Here is an 18,146-nt window from a genome sequence, read left to right as displayed (position 1 = left end):
GCAAGACCGCGTAAAATCATTGGAGGAATGTACATGAAAATCGTGCTTAGAAGTTTGCTTGCCGCCGCGATGGTGGTCGGGTTTAGCGCAGCCGCATCGGCCGCGGGCCTGATCTCGATCATCGTCAACGATCCGGCCAACCCCTACTGGCTGACCGAAGGCAACGTTGCCAAGGCCGAAGCCGAAAAGCTTGGCTATACAGCCAACGTCGCCGCCCACAAGGGCGACACCAATACCGAAAGCAATCTGATCGACACCGCCATCACCAACAAGTCGGTGGCGATCATCCTCGACCCGGCCAATGCCGATGGTTCGGTCGGCGCGGTGAAGAAGGCGATTGCCGCCAACATCCCGGTTTTCCTCGTCAATGCCGAGATCAACCAGGAAGGTCTTGCCAAGGGACAGCTCGTCTCCAACAACGCCCAGGGTGCGGCTCTCGGTGCCCAGCAGTGGGTGCAGGCGGTCGGTGAAAAGGGCAAGTATGTCGAACTGCTCGGCGCCCCGTCGGACAACAACGCCGCCACGCGCTCGAACGGCTACGCGACTGTGCTCAGCCAGTATCCGGATCTCGAAAAGGCCGCTTCGCAGGTCGCCAACTGGGATCGTACCCAGGGCCATGACAAGATGCAGAGCATGCTGCAGGCCAATCCCGACATCATCGCCGTGATCAGCGGCAACGATGAAATGGCGCTTGGCGCGGTTGCGGCGCTGAAGGAAGCTGGCAAGCTCGCCGGCATCAAGGTCGGCGGCTTTGACGGTTCCCCGGATGCGGTTGCGGCCATCAAGTCCGGCGAACTGCAGTACACCGTGCTTCAGCCGGTGGCCATCTTCTCGGCCAAGGCTGTGCAGCAGGCCGACTCGTTCATCAAGTCGGGCGCTACTGGCGCCACCAGCGAGAAGCAGCTGTTCGATTGCCTGCTCATCACCAAGGACAATGTGGACAAGTACACCGCACCCTTCGTGCTGTCGGAATAAAAACCTGCTCAGGGGGTGTCCTTTGCGGACACTCCCTGGCTCTTCCATGGCTTCGAGACAACAAAGACTGCTCCTTGTGACTTGCCTTCATAACCATCCGGAACTTGCGGCATGAAAGACCTGCTGATCGGGATCGACGCGGGAACGTCCGTGATCAAATCGGTCGCTTTCGATCTATCGGGGCGGCAGCTCGACATGGCATCGGTGACCAACAGCTTCGTCACGCTGGAAGGCGGCGGCGCCGAACAGGACCTTAATCAGACCTGGCGCGACATGGTGCTGACCGTTCTCGATCTGGCGACGAAAATTCCAGACCTCGCGCGGCGAACCGCGGCCGTCGCGGTCACCGGGCAGGGCGACGGCACCTGGCTGATCGATGGCGACGGCATGCCGGTCGGGCGCGCGTGGCTCTGGCTCGATGCGCGCGCCGGACATCTGGTGGACGAGATGCGCGGCGATCCCCGGGATCGCACGCGGTTCGAGATCACCGGCACCGGGCTCAACGCCTGCCAGCAGGGCGCTCAGCTCAGCTGGCTGAAGAAAAACAGCCCGGAAATCCTGGAGCGCGCCGCCACTGCCTTTCACTGCAAGGACTGGCTCTATTTCAAGATGACCGGCGAGCGCGCCACCGATCCTTCGGAGGGAACATTCACCTTCGGCGATTTCCGCGCGCGCAGCTATTCCGACGAGGTGCTCGACATTCTCGATCTGACGTCGCACCGCCGCCTGCTGCCCCCCATGCTCGAAGGCACGACCGACCATCATCCGCTTTCTGCGTCGGCAGCAGGCGAGACCGGCCTGCTTGCGGGCACGCCGGTGGTGCTGGGCTATGTCGACATGGTCAGCACCGCGCTCGGCGCCGGCCTCTATGATCCAAGCGGCAATGTTGGCTGCACGGTCATCGGCTCGACCGGCATCCACACGCGCCTGGCGCGCACAGCCGACGATGTCATCCTCAACGACAACGCGTCCGGCTACACGATCGCCATGCCGGTTCCCGGCGCCTATGCGCAACTGCAATCCAACATGGCGGCGACGCTCAACATCGACTGGCTGCTCGGCCTGGCGCGCGACGTGCTGACCGCCAGCGGCGCCAAGCCTTCGCGCGACGAATTGCTGAAAGCGCTCGATGTCTGGGTCGAAGGATCGGAACCGGGGTCGCTGGTCTATCAGCCCTACATCTCGCTTGCCGGCGAACGCGGACCGTTCGTCGATCCAGACGCGCGCGCGGGCTTCATCGGGCTTTCCGTCAAGCACGGTTTTGGCGATCTGGCGCGCGCAGTTCTCGAAGGATTGGCCTTCGCGGCCCGCGATTGCTACCAGGCAATGGGCAGCGTGCCCGGCGAAATCCGCCTGTCTGGCGGCGCCGCGCGCAGCCCGTCGCTGCGCCGTATCATCGCTGCGGCGACCCGCGCGCAAGTCAGGACCAGCAGCCGCCAGGAAGCCGGCGCCGCGGGTGCGGCGATGATGGCCGCGGTCGGGCTCGGCGTCTATCGCTCCATGGATGATTGCTGCGCCGAATGGGTGACGCCGCTTCTGGGCGAATGCGACGCCTATGACGAGGCGCTTTCCCAAACCTACGATGCGCTGTTTCCATCCTTCGTCGCGGCGCGCCAGGCGCTGCGGCCGGTGTGGAAGGGCATGGCGCACCGCACAGGAGCAAAGTCTTGAGTGATACGTCAGATATTGTCGATCTCTTCGTGATCGGCGGCGGCGTCAACGGCGCCGGCATAGCGCGTGATGCTGCCGGTCGCGGGCTGTCGGTCATCCTGTGCGAGAAGGACGATCTTGCACAAGGCACCAGCTCGCGCTCCGGCAAGCTGGTGCATGGCGGTCTGCGCTATCTCGAATATTACGAGTTCCGGCTGGTGCGCGAAGCGCTGATCGAACGCGAGGTGCTGCTTGAGGCGGCGCCGCACATCATCTGGCCGATGCGCTTCGTGCTGCCGCACAGCCCCGAAGACAGGCCGGCATGGCTGGTTCGGCTCGGGCTGTTTCTCTACGACCATCTTGGCGGCCGCAAGCGGTTGCCGGGAACGAGGACGCTGAACCTGAGGACCGCGCCGGAAGGGGAGCCGATCAAGGACGAATTCAAGCGCGGCTTCGAATATTCCGACTGCTGGGTCGATGACGCCAGGCTGGTGCTGCTCAATGCGCTCGACGCCAGTCAGCGCGGCGCAAAAGTCTTCACCCGCACCGCCTGTATTGCTGCCCGGCGCGAAGGCGGCATGTGGTCCATCGACATGCAGGATGGCCGCACCGGTGCGGTGACGAAGGTCCGCGCACGCGGGCTGGTCAATGCGGCTGGGCCGTGGGTGAATGACATCGTCAGCCGCGTCGCCGGGCAGAATTCCACCCGCAACGTTCGCCTGGTGAAGGGCAGCCATATCGTCGTGCCGAAATTCTGGGAGGGGCGGCAGGCCTATCTGATCCAGAACAACGACAAGCGGGTGATCTTCGTCAACCCGTATGAGAACGATCTGGCGCTGATCGGCACGACGGACATTCCCTACGAGGGCCGGCCCGAAGAAGTGGCGGCCGAGGCCAGCGAAATCGATTATCTGATCAAGGTGGTCAATCGCTATTTCAAGCGACAGCTGACCGCGAAAGACGTGGTTTACAGTTTCTCGGGCGTGCGTCCGCTCTATGACGACAATGCCGACAACCCGAGCGCGGTGACGCGCGACTACATCTTCGAACTCGACGCCCCGAACGGTGGCGCGCCGCTGCTTTCTGTGTTCGGCGGCAAGATCACCACCTTCCGCAAACTGTCCGAACATGCGCTGGAAAAGATCCAGCCCTTCTTTCCGACCATGAAGAAGGCCTGGACAGCCAAAATTCCCCTGCCGGGAGGCGACCTGCCCAACGCGGATTTCGAGCAGTTCCTGGGCGATCTGCACGCCGAGTTTTCGTGGCTTAGCCCGTCGCTGGTGAAGCACTATGCCCGCAGCTACGGCACGCGCACGCGCGCCTTGCTGAAAGGCGTAAAAGGCGAAGCCGATCTCGGACGTCGTTTCGGCCCGGATTTCTATGAGCTCGAAGCTGTCTTCCTGTTCGAGACCGAATGGGCGATGACCGCCGCCGACGTTCTCGAACGCCGGACCAAACACGGGCTGCATATCAATGCGGCCGAGCGGAAAACATTCCAAGACTGGTGCACAAAGACAATGGCGGCGGTGAACTGATGGCCTTCACGCTTTCGCTGAACACCAACCCGCTGGTCAATCGCTTCGCCGATCCCGACGATCTGATCGACGCCATTGCCTATGGCATCGGCATCCGCGACGTGCAGCTGACGCATGAATTCGTCAATCCGGGCTGGCCGGCGGCAACGATCGCCAAGTTCGTTCGCCTGTTCAACAGCGCCCTGGCGCGGACCGGCGTGCGGATCACTTCGGGTATGACCGGTCCCTATGGCCGGCTCAATCATTTCGGCCATCCGGACGCGGATGTGCGCCGCTATTATGTCGATTGGTTCAAGACCTTCGCCGACATCTCCGCCGAACTCGGCGCGTCGGGCATGGGCACGCAGTTCGCCATATTCACCTACAAGGATTTTGACGATCCGCAGCGGCGCGCGGCGCTTCTCGACATCGCGCTCGAATGCTGGCGCGAAGTGGCCGAGCACGCCAAGGCGGCGGGCCTGACCTACCTTTTCTGGGAACCGATGTCGGTCGGCCGCGAGTTTGGCCACACGATCGAAAGCTGCGTCGAATTGCAAGGCGCCGTCGATGCGGCCAAGCTGCCGATCCCGATGCAGATGATGGTCGACATCGACCATGGCGACGTGACCTCGCCCAATCCTGACGACACTGATCCCTATGCCTGGGCGAAAGCGTTCCCGTTGCAATCGCCGATCATCCACATCAAGCAATCGTCGATGAACAAGGGCGGGCACTGGCCGTTCACCGCCGCCTACAACAAGGATGGCCGCATCATCCCGCAGAAGCTGCTCGACGCCGTGCGGGCGGGTGGCGGAACCGACAATGAAATCTGCCTTGAACTTTCCTTCCGGGAGAGGGAACCGGTCGATCATCAGGTTATTGCAATGATCCGTGAGTCGGTGGATTTCTGGGCGCCTTACATCGACAGCGGCCGCGAAAGTCTCAAGCCTCGCGCTTGAGGCAAACCGCCGGCCCGAAGGCGGCGCAGACCCGGAAACACGCATCATTCGAATTTCGGATCGAAGGAGAGAAGAATGGCCCCATATTGGGTCGGCACGAGCTGGAAGATGAACAAGACGCTGGCGGAGGCGCTGCAGTTCGCCGAGGCATTGGCGGCGTTCGTGCCGGGCTTCGATCCGGCGATACAGCCTTTCGTCATTCCCCCCTTCACCGCGGTGCGGCAGGTCAAGGCGGCGCTCGCCAACACCCGCGTCAAGGTCGGCGCCCAGAACATGCATTGGGCCGATGCCGGTGCCTGGACGGGCGAGATTTCGCCGGTGATGCTGAGGGATTGTGGGCTCGACCTGATCGAACTCGGCCATAGCGAGCGCCGTGAGCATTTTGGCGAGACGGACAAGATCGTGGGACTGAAAACCGCAGCGGCAGTCAAGCACGGCTTCGTACCCTTGATTTGTGTCGGCGAGACGCTGGCCGAGCGCGAGGGCGGCCGCGCCGACGAAATCCTGACCGCGCAGGTTTTGGGCGCGCTGCAGGGTCTCGCAAACAATGAGTTGTCGGCAGAGATACTCTTTGCCTATGAACCGGTGTGGGCGATCGGCGAGAAAGGCATTCCGGCCAGCGCCGATTATGCCGACAAGCAGCAGGCGCTGATCAAGCAGGTCGCAGCAACCCGGTTGCCGACCGCCCCGCTTGTGCTCTACGGCGGCAGCGTCAATCCCGGCAACGCGGCCGAACTGATCGGCCAGCCGCATATCGATGGGCTGTTCATCGGCCGCTCGGCATGGCAAGCGGAAGGCTATATCGACATTCTCAAAAAGGCGTCGGCCGCCATCGCGCGCTGACCACGAAAACGAAGGAGTTAATTGCCATGAAGATCGCACTCGGAGCCGACAGCGCCGGCAAGCCGCTGCTCGATGTCATCGCCAAGCATCTCGCCACCAAGCCAGAACTGCAGGTCGTCGATCTCAGCCAGGCCGGATTCTACGCCGATATTGCCGCTGCGGTCGGCCACGAAATTGTCGACGGCAATTACGACCGCGCCATCCTGTTTTGCGGCACCGGCATCGGCGTCAGCATCTCGGCCAACAAGGTGCCCGGAATCCGTGCCGCGCTAACCCACGACACCTATTCGGCGGAACGCGCTGCGAAATCCAACAATGCCCAGATCATCACCATGGGTGCGCGCGTCATCGGCCCCGAACTGGCCAAATCGATCGCCGACGCCTGGCTGGCCTCGGAGTTCGATCCGAACGGTCCCTCTGCCGCCAACGTGCAGGCTGTCGACAAGCTCGACGCGAAGCGCTGAGGATCCGCTCCCGACCTAGCCGGTCAAGGCGATCCGCATCGCCTCGATGACGGTTACGGCGGACGCCGCGCCTGGATCCATATGGCCAAGCGAGCGTTCGCCGAGGCGGGAGGCCCGGCCCTTGGTGGCGATCATCGCCTTGGTCGCCTCCGCGCCGGCCTTTGCCGCCTCGGCTGCAGCCGCGAGGCTGCCGGCCAGCCCCTTGCCGGCGGCCAGTGCCTCGCCCGCAGCCGTCGCGGCCGGCGCCCACGCATCGATCATCGTCTTTTCGCCAGGCTCGGCCTTGCCGCGATCCTGAATGCCTCTGGCCATCGCTTGGAACATAGCGACCGCGTCGGCGTCGTCGAGCGTCGCCTTGCCCTTGACGGCGGCCGCGCCGCGCATGAATGCCGTGGCATAGAGCGGGCCCGAGGAGGCGCCGACGGCGTTGAGGAACGACTTCGCCGCCGTGTTCAGCAAGATGGTCGGATCGGTGGTGCCGGTATCCAATGCGGCCACCGCATCGCGTGCCGCGGAAAATCCAAGCTCCATCGCAATGCCGTGGTCGGCATCGCCGATCACCCCGTCAAGCGCGCACAACCGATCCCGGTCGGCTGACATAGCGTCGGCGATGGCCGCGAACATCGCGGCAAGGCGGGTGGTGTCGATTGTCGTCATCTGTTGTTCCTTGCCGTCCCCAGTTTACCCGGCGCGAAACATGGCGCAGTCGCAAGGGTGGTCGAGCATCGTTTGCAACTCGTCGTCGAGGTGGTGCAGCGTGATCGAAGCGCCGGCCATTTCGAGCGAGGTGCAGTAATTGCCGACCCAGCTTGCGTGAATGGATACACCGATATCGTCAAGCCGCTGCTTCACGCGCCGGTTCATGATGTAGAGTTCCATCAGCGGTGTCGAACCCAGCGAATTGACCAGCACGGCGACCTTCTCGCCGCGTGCCGGCGGCATCTCGGCGAGAATCCTGTCCAGCATTTCGTCAGTGATCTCGTCGGCCGTTTTGAGTTTTCCGCGTGCGACGCCGGGTTCGCCATGGATGCCCATGCCGATCTCCATCTCGTCGGGTCCGATTTCGAAATTCGGCCGGCGGGTTTGCGGCAACGAACAGGGCGCCAATGCGACGCCCATGGTAAAGGTGTGGTCGTTGGCTTTCCCGGCAATGCGTTCGCATTCATCGAAAGACAACATGCGGTCGCAGGCGGCGCCTGCCGCCTTGAAGATGAAGAAGTTCCCTGCGACACCGCGCCGCTTGTGCCTGTCGCCAACCGGCGCGGAAGCGACGTCGTCGGTGCTCAGCACCGTGCGCACCTCGATGTCGTCCATCGCGGCCATCTCGGCCGCCATGTCGAAATTCATGACGTCGCCGGCATAGTTGCCGTACATGAACAGCACACCGGCGCCGCCGCTCGCCGCCTTGGCGCATTCGAGGATCGGGTCGGGCGGCGGAGAGGCGAAGACATTGCCGATCGCCGCCGCGTCGGCCAGCCCCTTGCCGACGAAGCCGAGAAAACTCGGCTCGTGGCCCGAGCCGCCACCAATGACGAGGCCTACCTTGCCTTGGCGCGGTCCATCGCGGGCGATGATCGAGCGCGGGCTTCCGTCAACGGCTTTGAGATGGCGGGGATGCGCAGCCAGGATGCCTTCCAGCATCTCGTCGACGGCGCGATTGCCGTCATTGATGATCTTCTTGGTTTGCACCAACGTCCTCCCGATTTGGTATTTTCATAGATGATACCGGGCGTTATCAGGCTGCCTTCGGGCGAGGGCAGGGGCGCGATGCCCACCAAACTGCCTCGATCGGCTTCGTAGCTGTTACCAGCCGTTCTGGCAGAAGCTAAGCGGACCGAAGTGCGCGGACAATGGCGCTGTAGTGTACAAGATCGCACCACGGCTTAGAAAAGGCGGTGGCTCCCCGGGCCGGATTCGAACCAGCGACCAACCGGTTAACAGCCGGTTGCTCTACCACTGAGCTACCGGGGAATAGAGGCTCTCATGTGAGTGGCGCAGCCTATAGCAAACCCTTTTCGGCTTTGCAAAGAAGCATTTCGCATTTTTTAGCGCATTTTCACCCAATGGTTTCTGGCAATCGCCGGATGACACCACATATGAGCCGTCTTGGGCGCCGTCGGACCTTGGTCGGCGGAACCTGAAAGGCGATTGCAGCCTTTAGCGCATATGGCTTTATCGAAGGCAACCGGATCGACTTTCGACATGACTGCAGCAGACGAAAACCAGGCACCGGCGCGGAAAATCTCGGTGTTCGGGCGCGAGTTCACCATGCCGCGCTCGCGCGGGCTGAGGATCGCCATCGGTATCGTGCTGGTGTTTTTCGGCCTTCTCGGTTTCCTGCCGATTCTCGGCTTCTGGATGATTCCGCTCGGCCTTTTGGTGCTTTCCTACGAATTTGCCGCGGTGCGCCGCCTGCGGCGCCGGTTCGTCGTCTGGTGGGAACGGCGTCGCCGGCCAAATTGAAAGCGATGGCGCGCGGTCCCGGTTCAGCGGACGCTTCGCTTCCAGCCCCTCGCAGACCTTCCCTCGAATATCTCCTTGAGAACGGCAGCCCTGGTGTCAGCCGCGCGTTTACGGTGGAAGCCAGTTTGCACCCGCTGCATAAAGCCGCGGGTTCGATTTTCGCCGGTCGCGCAGCCATGCTTGAGGAGCGGCCAATATGCCGGTGCGCCAAGCGCTGAAACCGCTCGGGAACCACGTTGCGGCGGCTGATGAGGAAAGCGCGCCGGAATGCCGCGCGGACGCTTGACGACCTTTCGCTGCCACCATATTGAGTTCGCTCGCCGGGAGCGATGAGGCCTCGTGGCGGAGTGGTTACGCAGAGGACTGCAAATCCTCTACCGAGACTTCTCGTTAACGGAGTGAATAATCCCAGGGGCTTAGCGGCTCCTGGGTTTTTGTTTGTGCCAATTATCCTCGTAAACGGAGAGGTTCCGCTTACGGTGTGCCACCAGATAACGGAGAGAATAGTGGCTCGATCCACCTACATCTACATCCTCTACGACCCCGACAGCCTGTATCCCCACGCCTGCTTCACCGTGAAGCATGAGGCCGTCACCTTCTGGAAGCGCCACCTGTCGTCGGACCCGCGTGTGACAATGGAGCGCACCCGCGACGGACAGCCGATCTACAAATCAGACATTGTGGAGGGCTGGCAATGCACGTCCTGATAGGGGGCACCCCTCTCAAGAGCCTCGGGTGGCAGCGTGACCTGGGCCGCGTCCGCGTCCGCTACCGTCCGCTCGACGTCGAGTACCTGCTGGAGTTCCTTCACGCCCTTGAGGCTGAGACCCGCCTGGAAATCGACCGGCTGACCTATACCGCCCCAGGGCAACTCGAGCTATTTCCTGATCTCTCCGCTAGCGGCGAAATCCCGCCAACCGGGAATTAGGGACCCATACAGCACATCATAAGCTCCCCACGAAATGAGGCACGATGAACGACCATCTCTACCTCGAAGAACTGCAGCTGGAGGAGGACGCCCGAGGGCTGACCATCCAGAGGTTCCATAAGGAACACCTTAAGGGGACCTTAGAGGAAACCTTTAGTGAGACCTTTCTCGGTTCTCACATCATCAGGAACTATCTCATGCCGTTCACTAGCGGTATCACGAGGTTCCTTGACGACGCCAACAGTGGCCGAGCCGGTAAGAAGACCACAGCCTACAAGCTGATCGGTGAGATCGATCCTGCGCTCTGCGCCTTCCTGGCGCTCAAGGCCATCTTCAACAAGATCGGCGTCTACCACGAGGGCAAGCCCTGCGGTCTCACGTCCCTGGCGATCTACGCCGGGGGCCTGATCCATGACGAGCTTCGCCTCCGCGAGTTCGACGAGGAACACCACAAGTGGTCGCAGCGCATCCACGACGACTTCAACAAGCGCGAACTGCCCCGCCACAAGCGGGAGGAGTACATGCAGAAGGTCTTCTCCAAGGCAAACCTTGAGTGGGCCATCTGGACGAAGTCCGACATGCTCCTCGTCGGTCTGGCGCTGCTGAATGTCTTCAAGGAAGTGACCGGCGACATTGAGGTCGAGACCACCGGCAGCGGGAAGGCCAAGCGCGACGTCGTCAAGGCGTCCCCAGGGCTCCTCCTGACCGTCGAGAAGAACTCGGGCCTCTGCGAGGCGCTGTTCACGACCTACTACCCCACGGTGATCCCGCCGAAGGACTGGTCGGTCGACACGCTCAACGTCGGTGGCTACCACACGCACCACGTCAGCCCGTACCCGTTGGTCAAGGGCTCGAAGAAGGCCTACCGCGAAATCCTCAAGGAACTCGTGGCGACCAATGTCCTCGACCGCGTCCTGGGGGCCGTCAACGCCCTCCAGCGCACCCGCTGGCAGGTGAACGTCCGCGTCCTCGACGCCATCGAGCATGTCTACAACCGGAACATCCCCTGCGGCGGTCTGCCCAGGGCGAACAATCGTAAGCCCGACCCGGCCCCGAGGAACCTCGAAGGCCTGGAGGCTGATCACCCCGCCGTCAAAGAGTACCGTGCGTATTGCTTTGGCATCCACGAACACAACCGCCGAGTGGTCGGTAAGCGCGTCATGGCGGCAAGGTCGTTCCAGATCGCCAGGAAGATGTCGAAGTACGACACGATCTACTTCCCCCACGATCTCGACAGCCGGGGCCGCGCCTATCCGAAGCCATCCGGCCTGAACCCACAAGGACCCGACTATGTCAAAGGGCTGCTTCAGTTTGCGACCGGGAAGCCTCTCGGACGAGATGGTCTCAAATGGTTGGCAATCCACGGCGCTAACTGTTTCGGGAAAGACAAGCTACTTATGCACGAACGGGCTGACTGGGGAAAAGATAATCTTGACCTCGCCCGACGTGTGGCCGCTGACCCAAGGCACAATCTTGAATGGACAAAAAGCGATAACCCTTGCCAGTTTCTAGCATGGTGCTTCGACTGGGCTGAGGCTCACGCAGGGCCGTTCCCTGAGCAGCATGTCAGCAAGCTCCACGTCGACCTCGACGCCACCTGCTCGGGCCTGCAGCACTTCTCTGCAATGCTCCGGGACAAGGTGGGCGGCTTCCACGTCAACATGACCCCGAACCAGCAACGCCAGGACGTCTATGGCGCTGTCGCCAAGGTGACTGAACGCCTCATGCGTGAGGACTTCAGCAGCAACGAGGGCGTCGAGATCAAGGACAAGGAAGGCAAGGTGGTCTCCTCGATCCCCTTCGCGAACCTATCCCGCGCCTGGGTGAACTTCGGCATCGACCGCAGCATCACCAAGCGCCCGGTCATGGTGAAGCCCTACTCAGGGACCCGAACGTCCTGCGGCCAGTATGTGGTCGAGGCGGTCGACGAGAAGATCGGGGAGGGCGCAGCCATGCCGTTCCCCAAGGAAGACCTCTGGACCTTCAAGATGTACGGAGCCGACAAGGTGTGGAAGGCGATCCCCGAGGTCGTCATCGCAGCTGACGGTGCCATGAAGTGGCTGATGACCATGTCGCGGTTGGTTGGGAAGTCCCAGCCGGTCGAGAAGCGGATCGAGTGGAAGACCCCGCTCGGTTTCCCGGTCCATCAGTACAAGTTCGACACCACGTCTCGGAGGGTGAAGACCTTCTTCGACGGCAAGATCATCAAGCCCCGCCTGAGCGAGGACCTTGACACCCTTGACCCTCGGCAGATGGCCAGCAGCGTACCGCCGTCCTTCGTCCACTCTCTCGACGGTTGCCACCTCCATGCCACCGTAAGCAAGGCTGCAGAGCAAGGCATCACAGACTTCGCCGCTGTCCACGACAGCTTCGGGGTTCACGCATGTGACGTCGAGCGTTTCAGCCTGATCATCAGGGAGGCATTCGTGGAAATGTACGAGACCCACGACGTGCTTTCCGAGTTCTACGAGACGGCTGAGCAGCTGATCTCCGACGAACTCAAGGAGGACATCCCTCCTATACCACCGATGGGCTCCCTTGATCTCAAGGGCATCCTGTCAAATCCATTCTTTTTCTCTTAATCTCTCGGATAACGGAAAGGCTTCGATAATGAAGATCACCCCACGCATGGAAACCATCCGCGCCAACTCGAACTACATCACGGGTTCGGTCCACTACAACCGCCGCGCCTTCGACAAGCACTTCGAGGTGGTCGCCCGGTTGACCGATCGCACCATGGATGACCTTGGCGTCAACATCGGCGGCGAGGTTGTCCTCGACGTCCAGAGCAACCGCCAGGACGCCCTGGCCGCTGTGCGCTTCTTCCGCCACCAGCAGGAGGCCTAATGAACCGCGCCATCCGCTGCCGCGCCTGCGGCGAACGCTTCTACGTCTCGGTCGGTGAAGAAACCGACGCCTGCCAGAACTGCGCAGGGACGCACGACCCGACAGCCCAGCTGATCGCTGACGCCCAGGGCATCGAGAAGGCCACGGCCCGACCGAAGGGCAAGCCGCAGTCGATCAATCCCCGCAACCCAGGTACCCACAAGGACCCCGCTTAATGTTGAACGCCTCCAACTTTTCTCGCAATCTCTCGGTTAACGGAGCCACTCAGTTGGCGGAATTAAAGCCCGAGGGAAACCGGAAAGCACGTCGCCGCGCCATGGCTATCGCCCGGCAGGCACGGACCAGTGGCCCCCTCGACGCCTTCAATGAGCGTCAGGCCAACCGCACTCTCCACCCGACGAAGGGCTGGAGGAAGATCAACGCCAAGCGAACCGTCGCCAGCACCATCGTCTCGATGGCCGCTCAGGGCTTCCTCTGTTCCAACCTCGACATGAAGGAGGCCTTTGCCAATGCCTAAGCTGATCGGACAGGACCTCTGGTTCTCAAACATCGAGATCGACGACTACCTCGCCAACCCCAACAACGCCATCGCCCATGTGGACGACCAAGCCGACGTGCTGGCCACCCTGGGTGAGGAGTTGCGCACCGACCTCGTCGGCGCACAGGGGACCCGCGAGGCTCTCTACGACGACGTTCTGGAGGGTGAATACCCCGAGGAACTCTACAGCGAAACCATGGACCTTTGCGACATTGTCGAGGCCGTGGAAAAAGGACACATCATCTATGGCTGATGCCAAGAAAATCACCTTCCCGAAGGCCCCTCTCGTTTACCCGGCGCTCCAGCGTCCCGACACCAAGTTCGACGCCCTCGGCGCGTACAAGGCTGACATCCGGCTCTCGCTGGAGGAGGCCAAGCCGTTCATCGACCGCATCCAGGCGGTGGTAAAGGCGTGGTCGGGTAAGCCCGCCAAGCCCGGCACGAAGAACGCCTTCTACAAGAAGGAAACCGACGACGAGGGCAACGAGACCGGCTTCGTCATCTTCTCGATCCGCGTGAAGAACCGCGTGGGCAAGAAGGACGGCAAGACCTGGGATCGCCGCCCGCTGCTGATCGACGCCAAGAAGACCCCGGTCGACGTCAACCCCTGGGGTGGCACCATCGCCCGTGTCCAGGCCGAGATGTTCGAGTGGGAGTTCGGCGGCGTCAAGGCTGTCTCGCTGCAGCCGGTGGTCGTCCAGATCATCGAGTTGAAGACTGGCCAGGGCCAGGAGCCTCAGCTGGACGACTTCGACGAGGAAGACGGCTTCGCAAGCCACAACACCGACACGTCGGACTTCAACGACGAGAGCGACGGCTCGGCATCCGGTTCCTCCGACGACGAGGCCGGTGACTACTGATCTCAATCGGTACCGTTCCGGTTTAGAACGAGAAGTGGCTCGCCAGTTGAAGCTGGCGGGTCGCTCTTTCGAGTTTGAGACGGTCAAGATCGACTACCTCAAACCCGCGAAAAAGGCGAAGTACAATCCCGACTTCGTCATCAGGAAGCGCGACGGCTCCCCGATGTACATCGAGAGCAAGGGTCGGTTCCTCACCGCAGATCGACAGAAACATCTCCTGATCCGCGCACAGTTTCCCGACATCGACATTCGGTTCGTCTTTCAGAGAGCGTCTGAAAAGATCGGGAAGGGCTCTGCCACGACCTACGCCAAGTGGGCCGAGGACAAGGGCTACAAGTGGGCCGACAAGGGGAAAATCCCTAAGGAATGGCTCGAAGAATGAGCGAGGAAAAAGAACGCCCGACGCTGCTCAAGCTGATCGACAAGTACGTCCCGACCGTCACCCGCGACGAGTACACGCGGATGGCGTTCCAGTACGAGAAGCAGCTGTACGACCTCCTGTGGCAGCACCATCAGCTGCACATGCAATACGAGGGGCTCCTCAAGCACCTGGACGAACTGCAGACCGAGTACGCCAAGCGCACGATGGTCAAGGTGTCGTATGGGCGCGTTACGAGTGACCACGAGATCAACCCGTTCCAGATGGTTCATCACTTCCGCCTCCGCTGGTCACCTGACCCCCGGCAGGCCGTGATCGCCATGCCTGACCAACCTTACGACCGAGACGAGTTCCCAAGGCTCTTTGAAGCCACCATGCGGGAGTTCGAGCGGGGGTTCGTCCAGAGCGTGACCCAGCAAATCAGGGCTGAATACGGCAAGCTCTACTCGCTTTCCCAACGCTAAAAACTCAACCAAATCCCACGGTTAACGGAGACAATTCATGTTCAATTCAGTCGCTCGCATCACCAAGGCCCTCAGCAAGATGGTCAGCAAGCTCGAAGCCCACGCGGCCAAGATGCACGAGAAGGGCGAACGCCTGCTCGCTGACATCGAGATCACCACCGCCAAGCATGAGCGCCAACTCGCCGCTGCCCTGGAGGCGCACGAGGCCCACCTGACGAAGCTCGCCACCAAGCGCCTCGACGCTTTCGTGGAGCGCGACAAGGCAACTGCCGTCGCCGCCAAGGTCACCGCCCTGGTCGGATGACGTTCAACGAGTTCACGAACGACAGCCTCCCCTCAGACCTCAAGGTCACCGCGAGGGGAGGCCGGATCACCATCCACCTTCGCACCGCGACTGTCGTCCTGACCCCTGACGGGGCTCGGGCGATGGCTGACGCAATCAATGAGGTCACCGATGCTTGTTTCCCGCGAACGCTGGATAGCCCAGCTGCAGCAATCCCAAAACGTGCCACCGAATGAGTGAGGCACTGCAGACACGACAGCCGTGCGACGACTGCGGCTCTAGCGATGCACTCGCCATCTACCACGACCACACCTTCTGCTTCTCCTGCCAGAAGACGACCAAGACAGACGGGATCGACGACGAACGCCCGGTGGCGCCCAAGGGTCCATCGGACCTCCTGAGGGGCTCCTATACCGGGCTCGGCAAACGCCAGCTGACTGAGGAGACCTGCCGGTTCTGGTCCTACATCATGGCCGACAAGAACGGCACCAAGGTCCAGGCCGCTCAGTACCTCCTCGATGACCGCACGGTGGTCGCGCAGAAGCTCCGGTTCCCCGACAAGAGTTTCCCATGGGTCGGCAACCGCAAGGCCTTCAAGGGGCTCTACGGCCAGTGGCTGTGGCGCAACGGTGGCAAGCAGATCGTGATCACCGAGGGTGAACTCGACGCGCTGTCGGTCTCCCAGGCTCAGAACAACAAGTGGCCGGTGGTCTCACTGGTCGACGGTTCAGGCAGCGCCGAGAAGGGCATCAAGGAAGCCCTCGACTGGCTCAGCACCTTCGAGAAGATCATCCTGTTCTTCGACAATGACGAGCCGGGCCGCGAGGCCGTCAACGCCGTCAAGTCCCTCCTGCCACCCGGCAAGTGCTGGATCACCTGGGCACCCGAGGGCTTCAAGGACGCATCCGACCTACTCCAGGCCGGGAAGTCCGCGAAGATCATCGACTGCATTTGGGGTGCCAAGCAGTACCGCCCCGAGGGCATCGTCAGCGGCCAGAGCGTTCTGGACCGCCTCAAGAACCGGCTCACGGTCCTGGCGCTGCCCTATCCCGCCGATTGGGAGCGCATGAACTGGCGCACGGGCGGCGGCATCCGGTTCGGTGAACTCGACGTTTGGACGTCAGGCACCGGCATGGGCAAGACGACGATCATCAAGGCCCTGCAACACCACTACTTCCACACGACCCCCTACAACCAAGCTCTGATCCACCTTGAGGAGCCGCTGGAGGACACCGGGGACGACCTGATCGCCTACCACGTCGGTAAGCGGTTCCAGATCGACAACCCCGAGTTCAAGGACACACCCGAGTACGCGGCGGCAGCGGAACACCTGTTCCTCGCCACGGACGAGAAGGGCAACGCACGGCTCCAGCTGTACGACGCCTTCGGTGCCCTTGAGGACGGAAGCCTCTACTCCGTCATCCGCTATCAGGCCATCGCGTGTGGCGTGAGGATTTTCTGGCTCGACCACCTCTCGATCCTTGTCAGCGACATGGACCAGGACGGCGACGAGCGGAAGAAGATCGACAGCATCATGCACAACCTCAAGCTCCTGACGGTCGAGTTGGACATCTACATCGGTCTGATCTCGCACCTCAGGAAACCCCCAGGGCAGGGCAAGTCGTTCGAGCAGGGCGCAGTGCCCAGCCTGGACGATCTACGCGGCTCGGGCGGCATCAAGCAGCTGTCCAACGGCGTGTTCGCCATCTCCCGAAACCAGCAGGACGAGAACCCCGCCGCTGCAAACACCTCGACCGTCACGGTGCTTAAGTGCCGCAAGACGGGCCGAACAGGCACCGCGGATTTCTTGCGGTTTGAGGATGACACCGGACGCGTCGTGATCGGCGTCGACCCGGCCACACTCGAACTCAACGACTTCGAGGACGAAACCCCGAAAGACTACTGATGGACCCCTTTGAGCAGGCCGAGAGGCTCGCTCTGGAAGCCACCGACGACCCCGCACTGATCCCCCAATACATCGCAGCAACGAAACACGCCCAGGCGCTCGAAGGAGCCCCTGGCTGGAAAGGACGTACCCGCATGACACAGGCCGAGAAAATCCTCGAACACATCCAGAAGAACGGCTCGATCACCCAGCGCGAGGCCTACCTCGACCACGGCATCCAGAGCTTCCACCGCCGTCTCACCGATCTCAAGGACGCGGGCTACCGCCTCCGTGGTGAGCTTCGGCGCAACAAGGTCACCGGCCAGGAATACACCCGCTACTTCCTGGTGGCCGCGTGAGCCCCGTCGCGAAGGCACTCCTGAGCGTCTTCGACGAGGCGCACGAACAAGGTCGTAAGGACCCTGATCAAGGCTTTCGAGATGCAGATGGCGGACAACGTCATCGAACTCATGAATGACCTTGGGGACGCGATACAGCATCGCGACGAAGCCCGAACTGAGCGTGACTTCTACAAGGCGCAGTTCGAGCAGGTTCAGGTGCGCCTCGAAGCCCTGCAGGGCCGCGTATGAGGCGGCTCGACCACACACTGGCGATGATCATGGCGTTTGCCGTAGTCATCCTCACGCTTCTCTTGACCGCCCAAGCGCGGTCGGAGAGCAACTCCCCCGAGATCATCTACACCAAGCAGCACACTGTCGGATACATCGTGAACAGCCCCGGTGGCTACGTCGATGACTTCCTGGCCGTGCGCGAGATACTGCGCAAGCAGAACCTGACCCTCAAGATCGTGGGCGAGTGCGACTCCGCTTGCACCCTGTTCACCGATCTCCCGAAGGCCTGCGTCTACCCGACGACCAAGCTAGGCTTCCACAGGCCCTTCTACCTGGAGGACGGGAAGAAGGTCTTCAACGACGTCTACGACGTTTGGTTCACCAAGCATTACCCCAAGAAAATCCAAAGCTGGCTCGCCTCTCGCGGCGGTCTGCAGGCTGACCTTGTCTACCTCCAGGGCAAGCAGCTGCTCGACTTGATGCCCCTGTGCGCTGGGGTCCAACTCCCCAAATAACAGGATC

General features: G+C 61.8%; 24 protein-coding genes and 1 tRNA gene. 22 read left to right on the top strand and 3 right to left on the bottom strand.

The annotated features are described in order from the left end of the window. The first annotated feature begins 33 nt into the window (after nucleotides 1-33). The 6 genes from NLY44_RS10440 to derI all read left to right on the top strand — a co-directional run bounded on the left by NLY44_RS10440 (nucleotide 34) and on the right by derI (nucleotide 6,405). Nucleotides 34-975 (top strand): D-ribose ABC transporter substrate-binding protein, encoded by a 942-nt coding sequence (locus NLY44_RS10440; RefSeq protein ID WP_081725422.1) that lies wholly within the window; start codon nucleotides 34-36, stop codon nucleotides 973-975. A gap of 111 nt (nucleotides 976-1,086) precedes the next feature. Further along, nucleotides 1,087-2,646: an FGGY-family carbohydrate kinase gene (locus NLY44_RS10435; protein ID WP_023753377.1), complete on the top strand. Its 1,560-nt coding sequence runs from the start codon at nucleotides 1,087-1,089 to the stop codon at nucleotides 2,644-2,646. Next, the gene (locus NLY44_RS10430) at nucleotides 2,643-4,160 is read left to right on the top strand and encodes a glycerol-3-phosphate dehydrogenase (protein ID WP_023714403.1); all 1,518 of its coding nucleotides are present in this window, start codon (nucleotides 2,643-2,645) and stop codon (nucleotides 4,158-4,160) included. Before NLY44_RS10435 ends, NLY44_RS10430 begins: the two co-directional genes overlap by 4 nt. Further along, entirely contained in the window at nucleotides 4,160-5,098 is a 939-nt protein-coding gene (locus NLY44_RS10425; protein WP_023753375.1) for a sugar phosphate isomerase/epimerase family protein, read from the top strand. Before NLY44_RS10430 ends, NLY44_RS10425 begins: the two co-directional genes overlap by 1 nt. 75 nt (nucleotides 5,099-5,173) lie before the next feature. Next, nucleotides 5,174-5,941 (top strand): triose-phosphate isomerase, encoded by a 768-nt coding sequence (locus tag NLY44_RS10420; protein WP_023701685.1) that lies wholly within the window; start codon nucleotides 5,174-5,176, stop codon nucleotides 5,939-5,941. Between the two features lie 26 nt (nucleotides 5,942-5,967). Next, the gene (gene derI, locus NLY44_RS10415; protein ID WP_023672592.1) at nucleotides 5,968-6,405 is read left to right on the top strand and encodes a D-erythrulose-4-phosphate isomerase; all 438 of its coding nucleotides are present in this window, start codon (nucleotides 5,968-5,970) and stop codon (nucleotides 6,403-6,405) included. Nucleotides 6,406-6,420: 15 nt separating this feature from the next. Here derI and dhaL read toward each other — a convergent pair whose 3' ends face one another. From dhaL to NLY44_RS10400, 3 genes are all read right to left on the bottom strand, one after another. Then, a complete protein-coding gene (gene dhaL / locus NLY44_RS10410) occupies nucleotides 6,421-7,062 on the bottom strand; it encodes a dihydroxyacetone kinase subunit DhaL (protein ID WP_023706016.1) in 642 nt (213 codons plus the stop codon). Nucleotides 7,063-7,086: 24 nt separating this feature from the next. Then, nucleotides 7,087-8,094, bottom strand: coding sequence for a dihydroxyacetone kinase subunit DhaK (locus tag NLY44_RS10405; protein ID WP_023753374.1), 1,008 nt, complete (start codon nucleotides 8,092-8,094; stop codon nucleotides 7,087-7,089). Nucleotides 8,095-8,301: 207 nt separating this feature from the next. Next, nucleotides 8,302-8,376: transfer RNA gene (locus tag NLY44_RS10400), tRNA-Asn, on the bottom strand. 231 nt (nucleotides 8,377-8,607) lie between these two features. Between NLY44_RS10400 and NLY44_RS10395 the strand changes: the two genes are divergently transcribed. The 16 genes from NLY44_RS10395 (at nucleotide 8,608) to NLY44_RS10320 (ending at nucleotide 18,139) form a co-directional block, all read left to right on the top strand. Further along, a complete protein-coding gene (locus NLY44_RS10395; protein ID WP_027050334.1) occupies nucleotides 8,608-8,868 on the top strand; it encodes a PGPGW domain-containing protein in 261 nt (86 codons plus the stop codon). 506 nt (nucleotides 8,869-9,374) lie between these two features. Further along, nucleotides 9,375-9,575 (top strand): hypothetical protein, encoded by a 201-nt coding sequence (locus NLY44_RS10390; RefSeq protein WP_156941008.1) that lies wholly within the window; start codon nucleotides 9,375-9,377, stop codon nucleotides 9,573-9,575. After that, nucleotides 9,563-9,796: a hypothetical protein gene (locus NLY44_RS10385; protein WP_023805410.1), complete on the top strand. Its 234-nt coding sequence runs from the start codon at nucleotides 9,563-9,565 to the stop codon at nucleotides 9,794-9,796. The genes NLY44_RS10390 and NLY44_RS10385 overlap by 13 nt, the downstream gene beginning before the upstream one ends. Before the next feature lie 44 nt (nucleotides 9,797-9,840). Beyond that, nucleotides 9,841-12,378 carry a DNA-directed RNA polymerase gene (locus NLY44_RS10380; RefSeq protein ID WP_023805409.1) on the top strand — a complete coding sequence of 846 codons (2,538 nt, stop codon included), beginning with the start codon at nucleotides 9,841-9,843 and terminating at the stop codon, nucleotides 12,376-12,378. Nucleotides 12,379-12,406: 28 nt separating this feature from the next. Next, on the top strand, nucleotides 12,407-12,643 hold the full coding sequence (locus tag NLY44_RS10375; RefSeq protein WP_023805408.1) for a hypothetical protein: 237 nt from the start codon (nucleotides 12,407-12,409) through the stop codon (nucleotides 12,641-12,643). Next, the gene (locus NLY44_RS10370; protein WP_023805407.1) at nucleotides 12,643-12,858 is read left to right on the top strand and encodes a hypothetical protein; all 216 of its coding nucleotides are present in this window, start codon (nucleotides 12,643-12,645) and stop codon (nucleotides 12,856-12,858) included. The genes NLY44_RS10375 and NLY44_RS10370 overlap by 1 nt, the downstream gene beginning before the upstream one ends. Next, the gene (locus NLY44_RS10365; protein ID WP_023805406.1) at nucleotides 12,858-13,160 is read left to right on the top strand and encodes a hypothetical protein; all 303 of its coding nucleotides are present in this window, start codon (nucleotides 12,858-12,860) and stop codon (nucleotides 13,158-13,160) included. Before NLY44_RS10370 ends, NLY44_RS10365 begins: the two co-directional genes overlap by 1 nt. Then, nucleotides 13,153-13,434: a hypothetical protein gene (locus tag NLY44_RS10360; RefSeq protein ID WP_023805405.1), complete on the top strand. Its 282-nt coding sequence runs from the start codon at nucleotides 13,153-13,155 to the stop codon at nucleotides 13,432-13,434. The genes NLY44_RS10365 and NLY44_RS10360 overlap by 8 nt, the downstream gene beginning before the upstream one ends. Beyond that, complete coding sequence (locus NLY44_RS10355; protein WP_023805404.1) at nucleotides 13,427-14,041, top strand: hypothetical protein; 615 nt, start codon at nucleotides 13,427-13,429, stop codon at nucleotides 14,039-14,041. The genes NLY44_RS10360 and NLY44_RS10355 overlap by 8 nt, the downstream gene beginning before the upstream one ends. A gap of 46 nt (nucleotides 14,042-14,087) precedes the next feature. Beyond that, a complete protein-coding gene (locus NLY44_RS10350; RefSeq protein WP_286457118.1) occupies nucleotides 14,088-14,423 on the top strand; it encodes a PDDEXK family nuclease in 336 nt (111 codons plus the stop codon). Further along, complete coding sequence (locus NLY44_RS10345) at nucleotides 14,420-14,884, top strand: hypothetical protein (RefSeq protein ID WP_023805402.1); 465 nt, start codon at nucleotides 14,420-14,422, stop codon at nucleotides 14,882-14,884. The genes NLY44_RS10350 and NLY44_RS10345 overlap by 4 nt, the downstream gene beginning before the upstream one ends. A 37-nt stretch (nucleotides 14,885-14,921) precedes the next feature. Continuing rightward, complete coding sequence (locus NLY44_RS10340) at nucleotides 14,922-15,188, top strand: hypothetical protein (RefSeq protein ID WP_023805401.1); 267 nt, start codon at nucleotides 14,922-14,924, stop codon at nucleotides 15,186-15,188. Between the two features lie 211 nt (nucleotides 15,189-15,399). Next, nucleotides 15,400-17,073 (top strand): DnaB-like helicase C-terminal domain-containing protein, encoded by a 1,674-nt coding sequence (locus NLY44_RS10335; protein WP_023805399.1) that lies wholly within the window; start codon nucleotides 15,400-15,402, stop codon nucleotides 17,071-17,073. Further along, complete coding sequence (locus tag NLY44_RS10330; RefSeq protein ID WP_023805398.1) at nucleotides 17,073-17,411, top strand: helix-turn-helix domain-containing protein; 339 nt, start codon at nucleotides 17,073-17,075, stop codon at nucleotides 17,409-17,411. The genes NLY44_RS10335 and NLY44_RS10330 overlap by 1 nt, the downstream gene beginning before the upstream one ends. Before the next feature lie 87 nt (nucleotides 17,412-17,498). Next, nucleotides 17,499-17,642 carry a hypothetical protein gene (locus NLY44_RS10325; protein ID WP_156941007.1) on the top strand — a complete coding sequence of 48 codons (144 nt, stop codon included), beginning with the start codon at nucleotides 17,499-17,501 and terminating at the stop codon, nucleotides 17,640-17,642. Next, on the top strand, nucleotides 17,639-18,139 hold the full coding sequence (locus NLY44_RS10320; RefSeq protein WP_023805396.1) for a hypothetical protein: 501 nt from the start codon (nucleotides 17,639-17,641) through the stop codon (nucleotides 18,137-18,139). The genes NLY44_RS10325 and NLY44_RS10320 overlap by 4 nt, the downstream gene beginning before the upstream one ends. The last annotated feature ends 7 nt before the right edge of the window (nucleotides 18,140-18,146 follow it).

The sequence above is a fragment of the Mesorhizobium sp. C089B genome, from assembly GCF_030323125.1.
Lineage (GTDB): Bacteria > Pseudomonadota > Alphaproteobacteria > Rhizobiales > Rhizobiaceae > Mesorhizobium.
The sequence above is the reverse complement of the archived record's forward strand: the minus strand, read 5'-3'. Positions and strand labels throughout refer to the sequence as shown.

Bases quoted from the DNA above. Each gene is read 5' to 3' on its own strand.
- NLY44_RS10320 (WP_023805396.1), top strand. From the start codon at position 17,639: ATGAGGCGGCTCGACCACACACTGGCGATGATCATGGCGTTTGCCGTA.
- NLY44_RS10395 (WP_027050334.1), top strand. From the start codon at position 8,608: ATGACTGCAGCAGACGAAAACCAGGCACCGGCGCGGAAAATCTCGGTG.
- dhaL (WP_023706016.1), bottom strand. From the start codon at position 7,062: ATGACGACAATCGACACCACCCGCCTTGCCGCGATGTTCGCGGCCATC.
- NLY44_RS10420 (WP_023701685.1), top strand. From the start codon at position 5,174: ATGGCCCCATATTGGGTCGGCACGAGCTGGAAGATGAACAAGACGCTG.
- NLY44_RS10335 (WP_023805399.1), top strand. From the start codon at position 15,400: ATGAGTGAGGCACTGCAGACACGACAGCCGTGCGACGACTGCGGCTCT.
- NLY44_RS10325 (WP_156941007.1), top strand. From the start codon at position 17,499: ATGGCGGACAACGTCATCGAACTCATGAATGACCTTGGGGACGCGATA.
- NLY44_RS10440 (WP_081725422.1), top strand. From the start codon at position 34: ATGAAAATCGTGCTTAGAAGTTTGCTTGCCGCCGCGATGGTGGTCGGG.
- NLY44_RS10435 (WP_023753377.1), top strand. From the start codon at position 1,087: ATGAAAGACCTGCTGATCGGGATCGACGCGGGAACGTCCGTGATCAAA.
- NLY44_RS10375 (WP_023805408.1), top strand. From the start codon at position 12,407: ATGAAGATCACCCCACGCATGGAAACCATCCGCGCCAACTCGAACTAC.
- NLY44_RS10360 (WP_023805405.1), top strand. From the start codon at position 13,153: ATGCCTAAGCTGATCGGACAGGACCTCTGGTTCTCAAACATCGAGATC.
- NLY44_RS10365 (WP_023805406.1), top strand. From the start codon at position 12,858: ATGTTGAACGCCTCCAACTTTTCTCGCAATCTCTCGGTTAACGGAGCC.
- derI (WP_023672592.1), top strand. From the start codon at position 5,968: ATGAAGATCGCACTCGGAGCCGACAGCGCCGGCAAGCCGCTGCTCGAT.
- NLY44_RS10425 (WP_023753375.1), top strand. From the start codon at position 4,160: ATGGCCTTCACGCTTTCGCTGAACACCAACCCGCTGGTCAATCGCTTC.
- NLY44_RS10340 (WP_023805401.1), top strand. From the start codon at position 14,922: ATGTTCAATTCAGTCGCTCGCATCACCAAGGCCCTCAGCAAGATGGTC.
- NLY44_RS10370 (WP_023805407.1), top strand. From the start codon at position 12,643: ATGAACCGCGCCATCCGCTGCCGCGCCTGCGGCGAACGCTTCTACGTC.
- NLY44_RS10385 (WP_023805410.1), top strand. From the start codon at position 9,563: ATGCACGTCCTGATAGGGGGCACCCCTCTCAAGAGCCTCGGGTGGCAG.
- NLY44_RS10380 (WP_023805409.1), top strand. From the start codon at position 9,841: ATGAACGACCATCTCTACCTCGAAGAACTGCAGCTGGAGGAGGACGCC.
- NLY44_RS10345 (WP_023805402.1), top strand. From the start codon at position 14,420: ATGAGCGAGGAAAAAGAACGCCCGACGCTGCTCAAGCTGATCGACAAG.
- NLY44_RS10330 (WP_023805398.1), top strand. From the start codon at position 17,073: ATGGACCCCTTTGAGCAGGCCGAGAGGCTCGCTCTGGAAGCCACCGAC.
- NLY44_RS10355 (WP_023805404.1), top strand. From the start codon at position 13,427: ATGGCTGATGCCAAGAAAATCACCTTCCCGAAGGCCCCTCTCGTTTAC.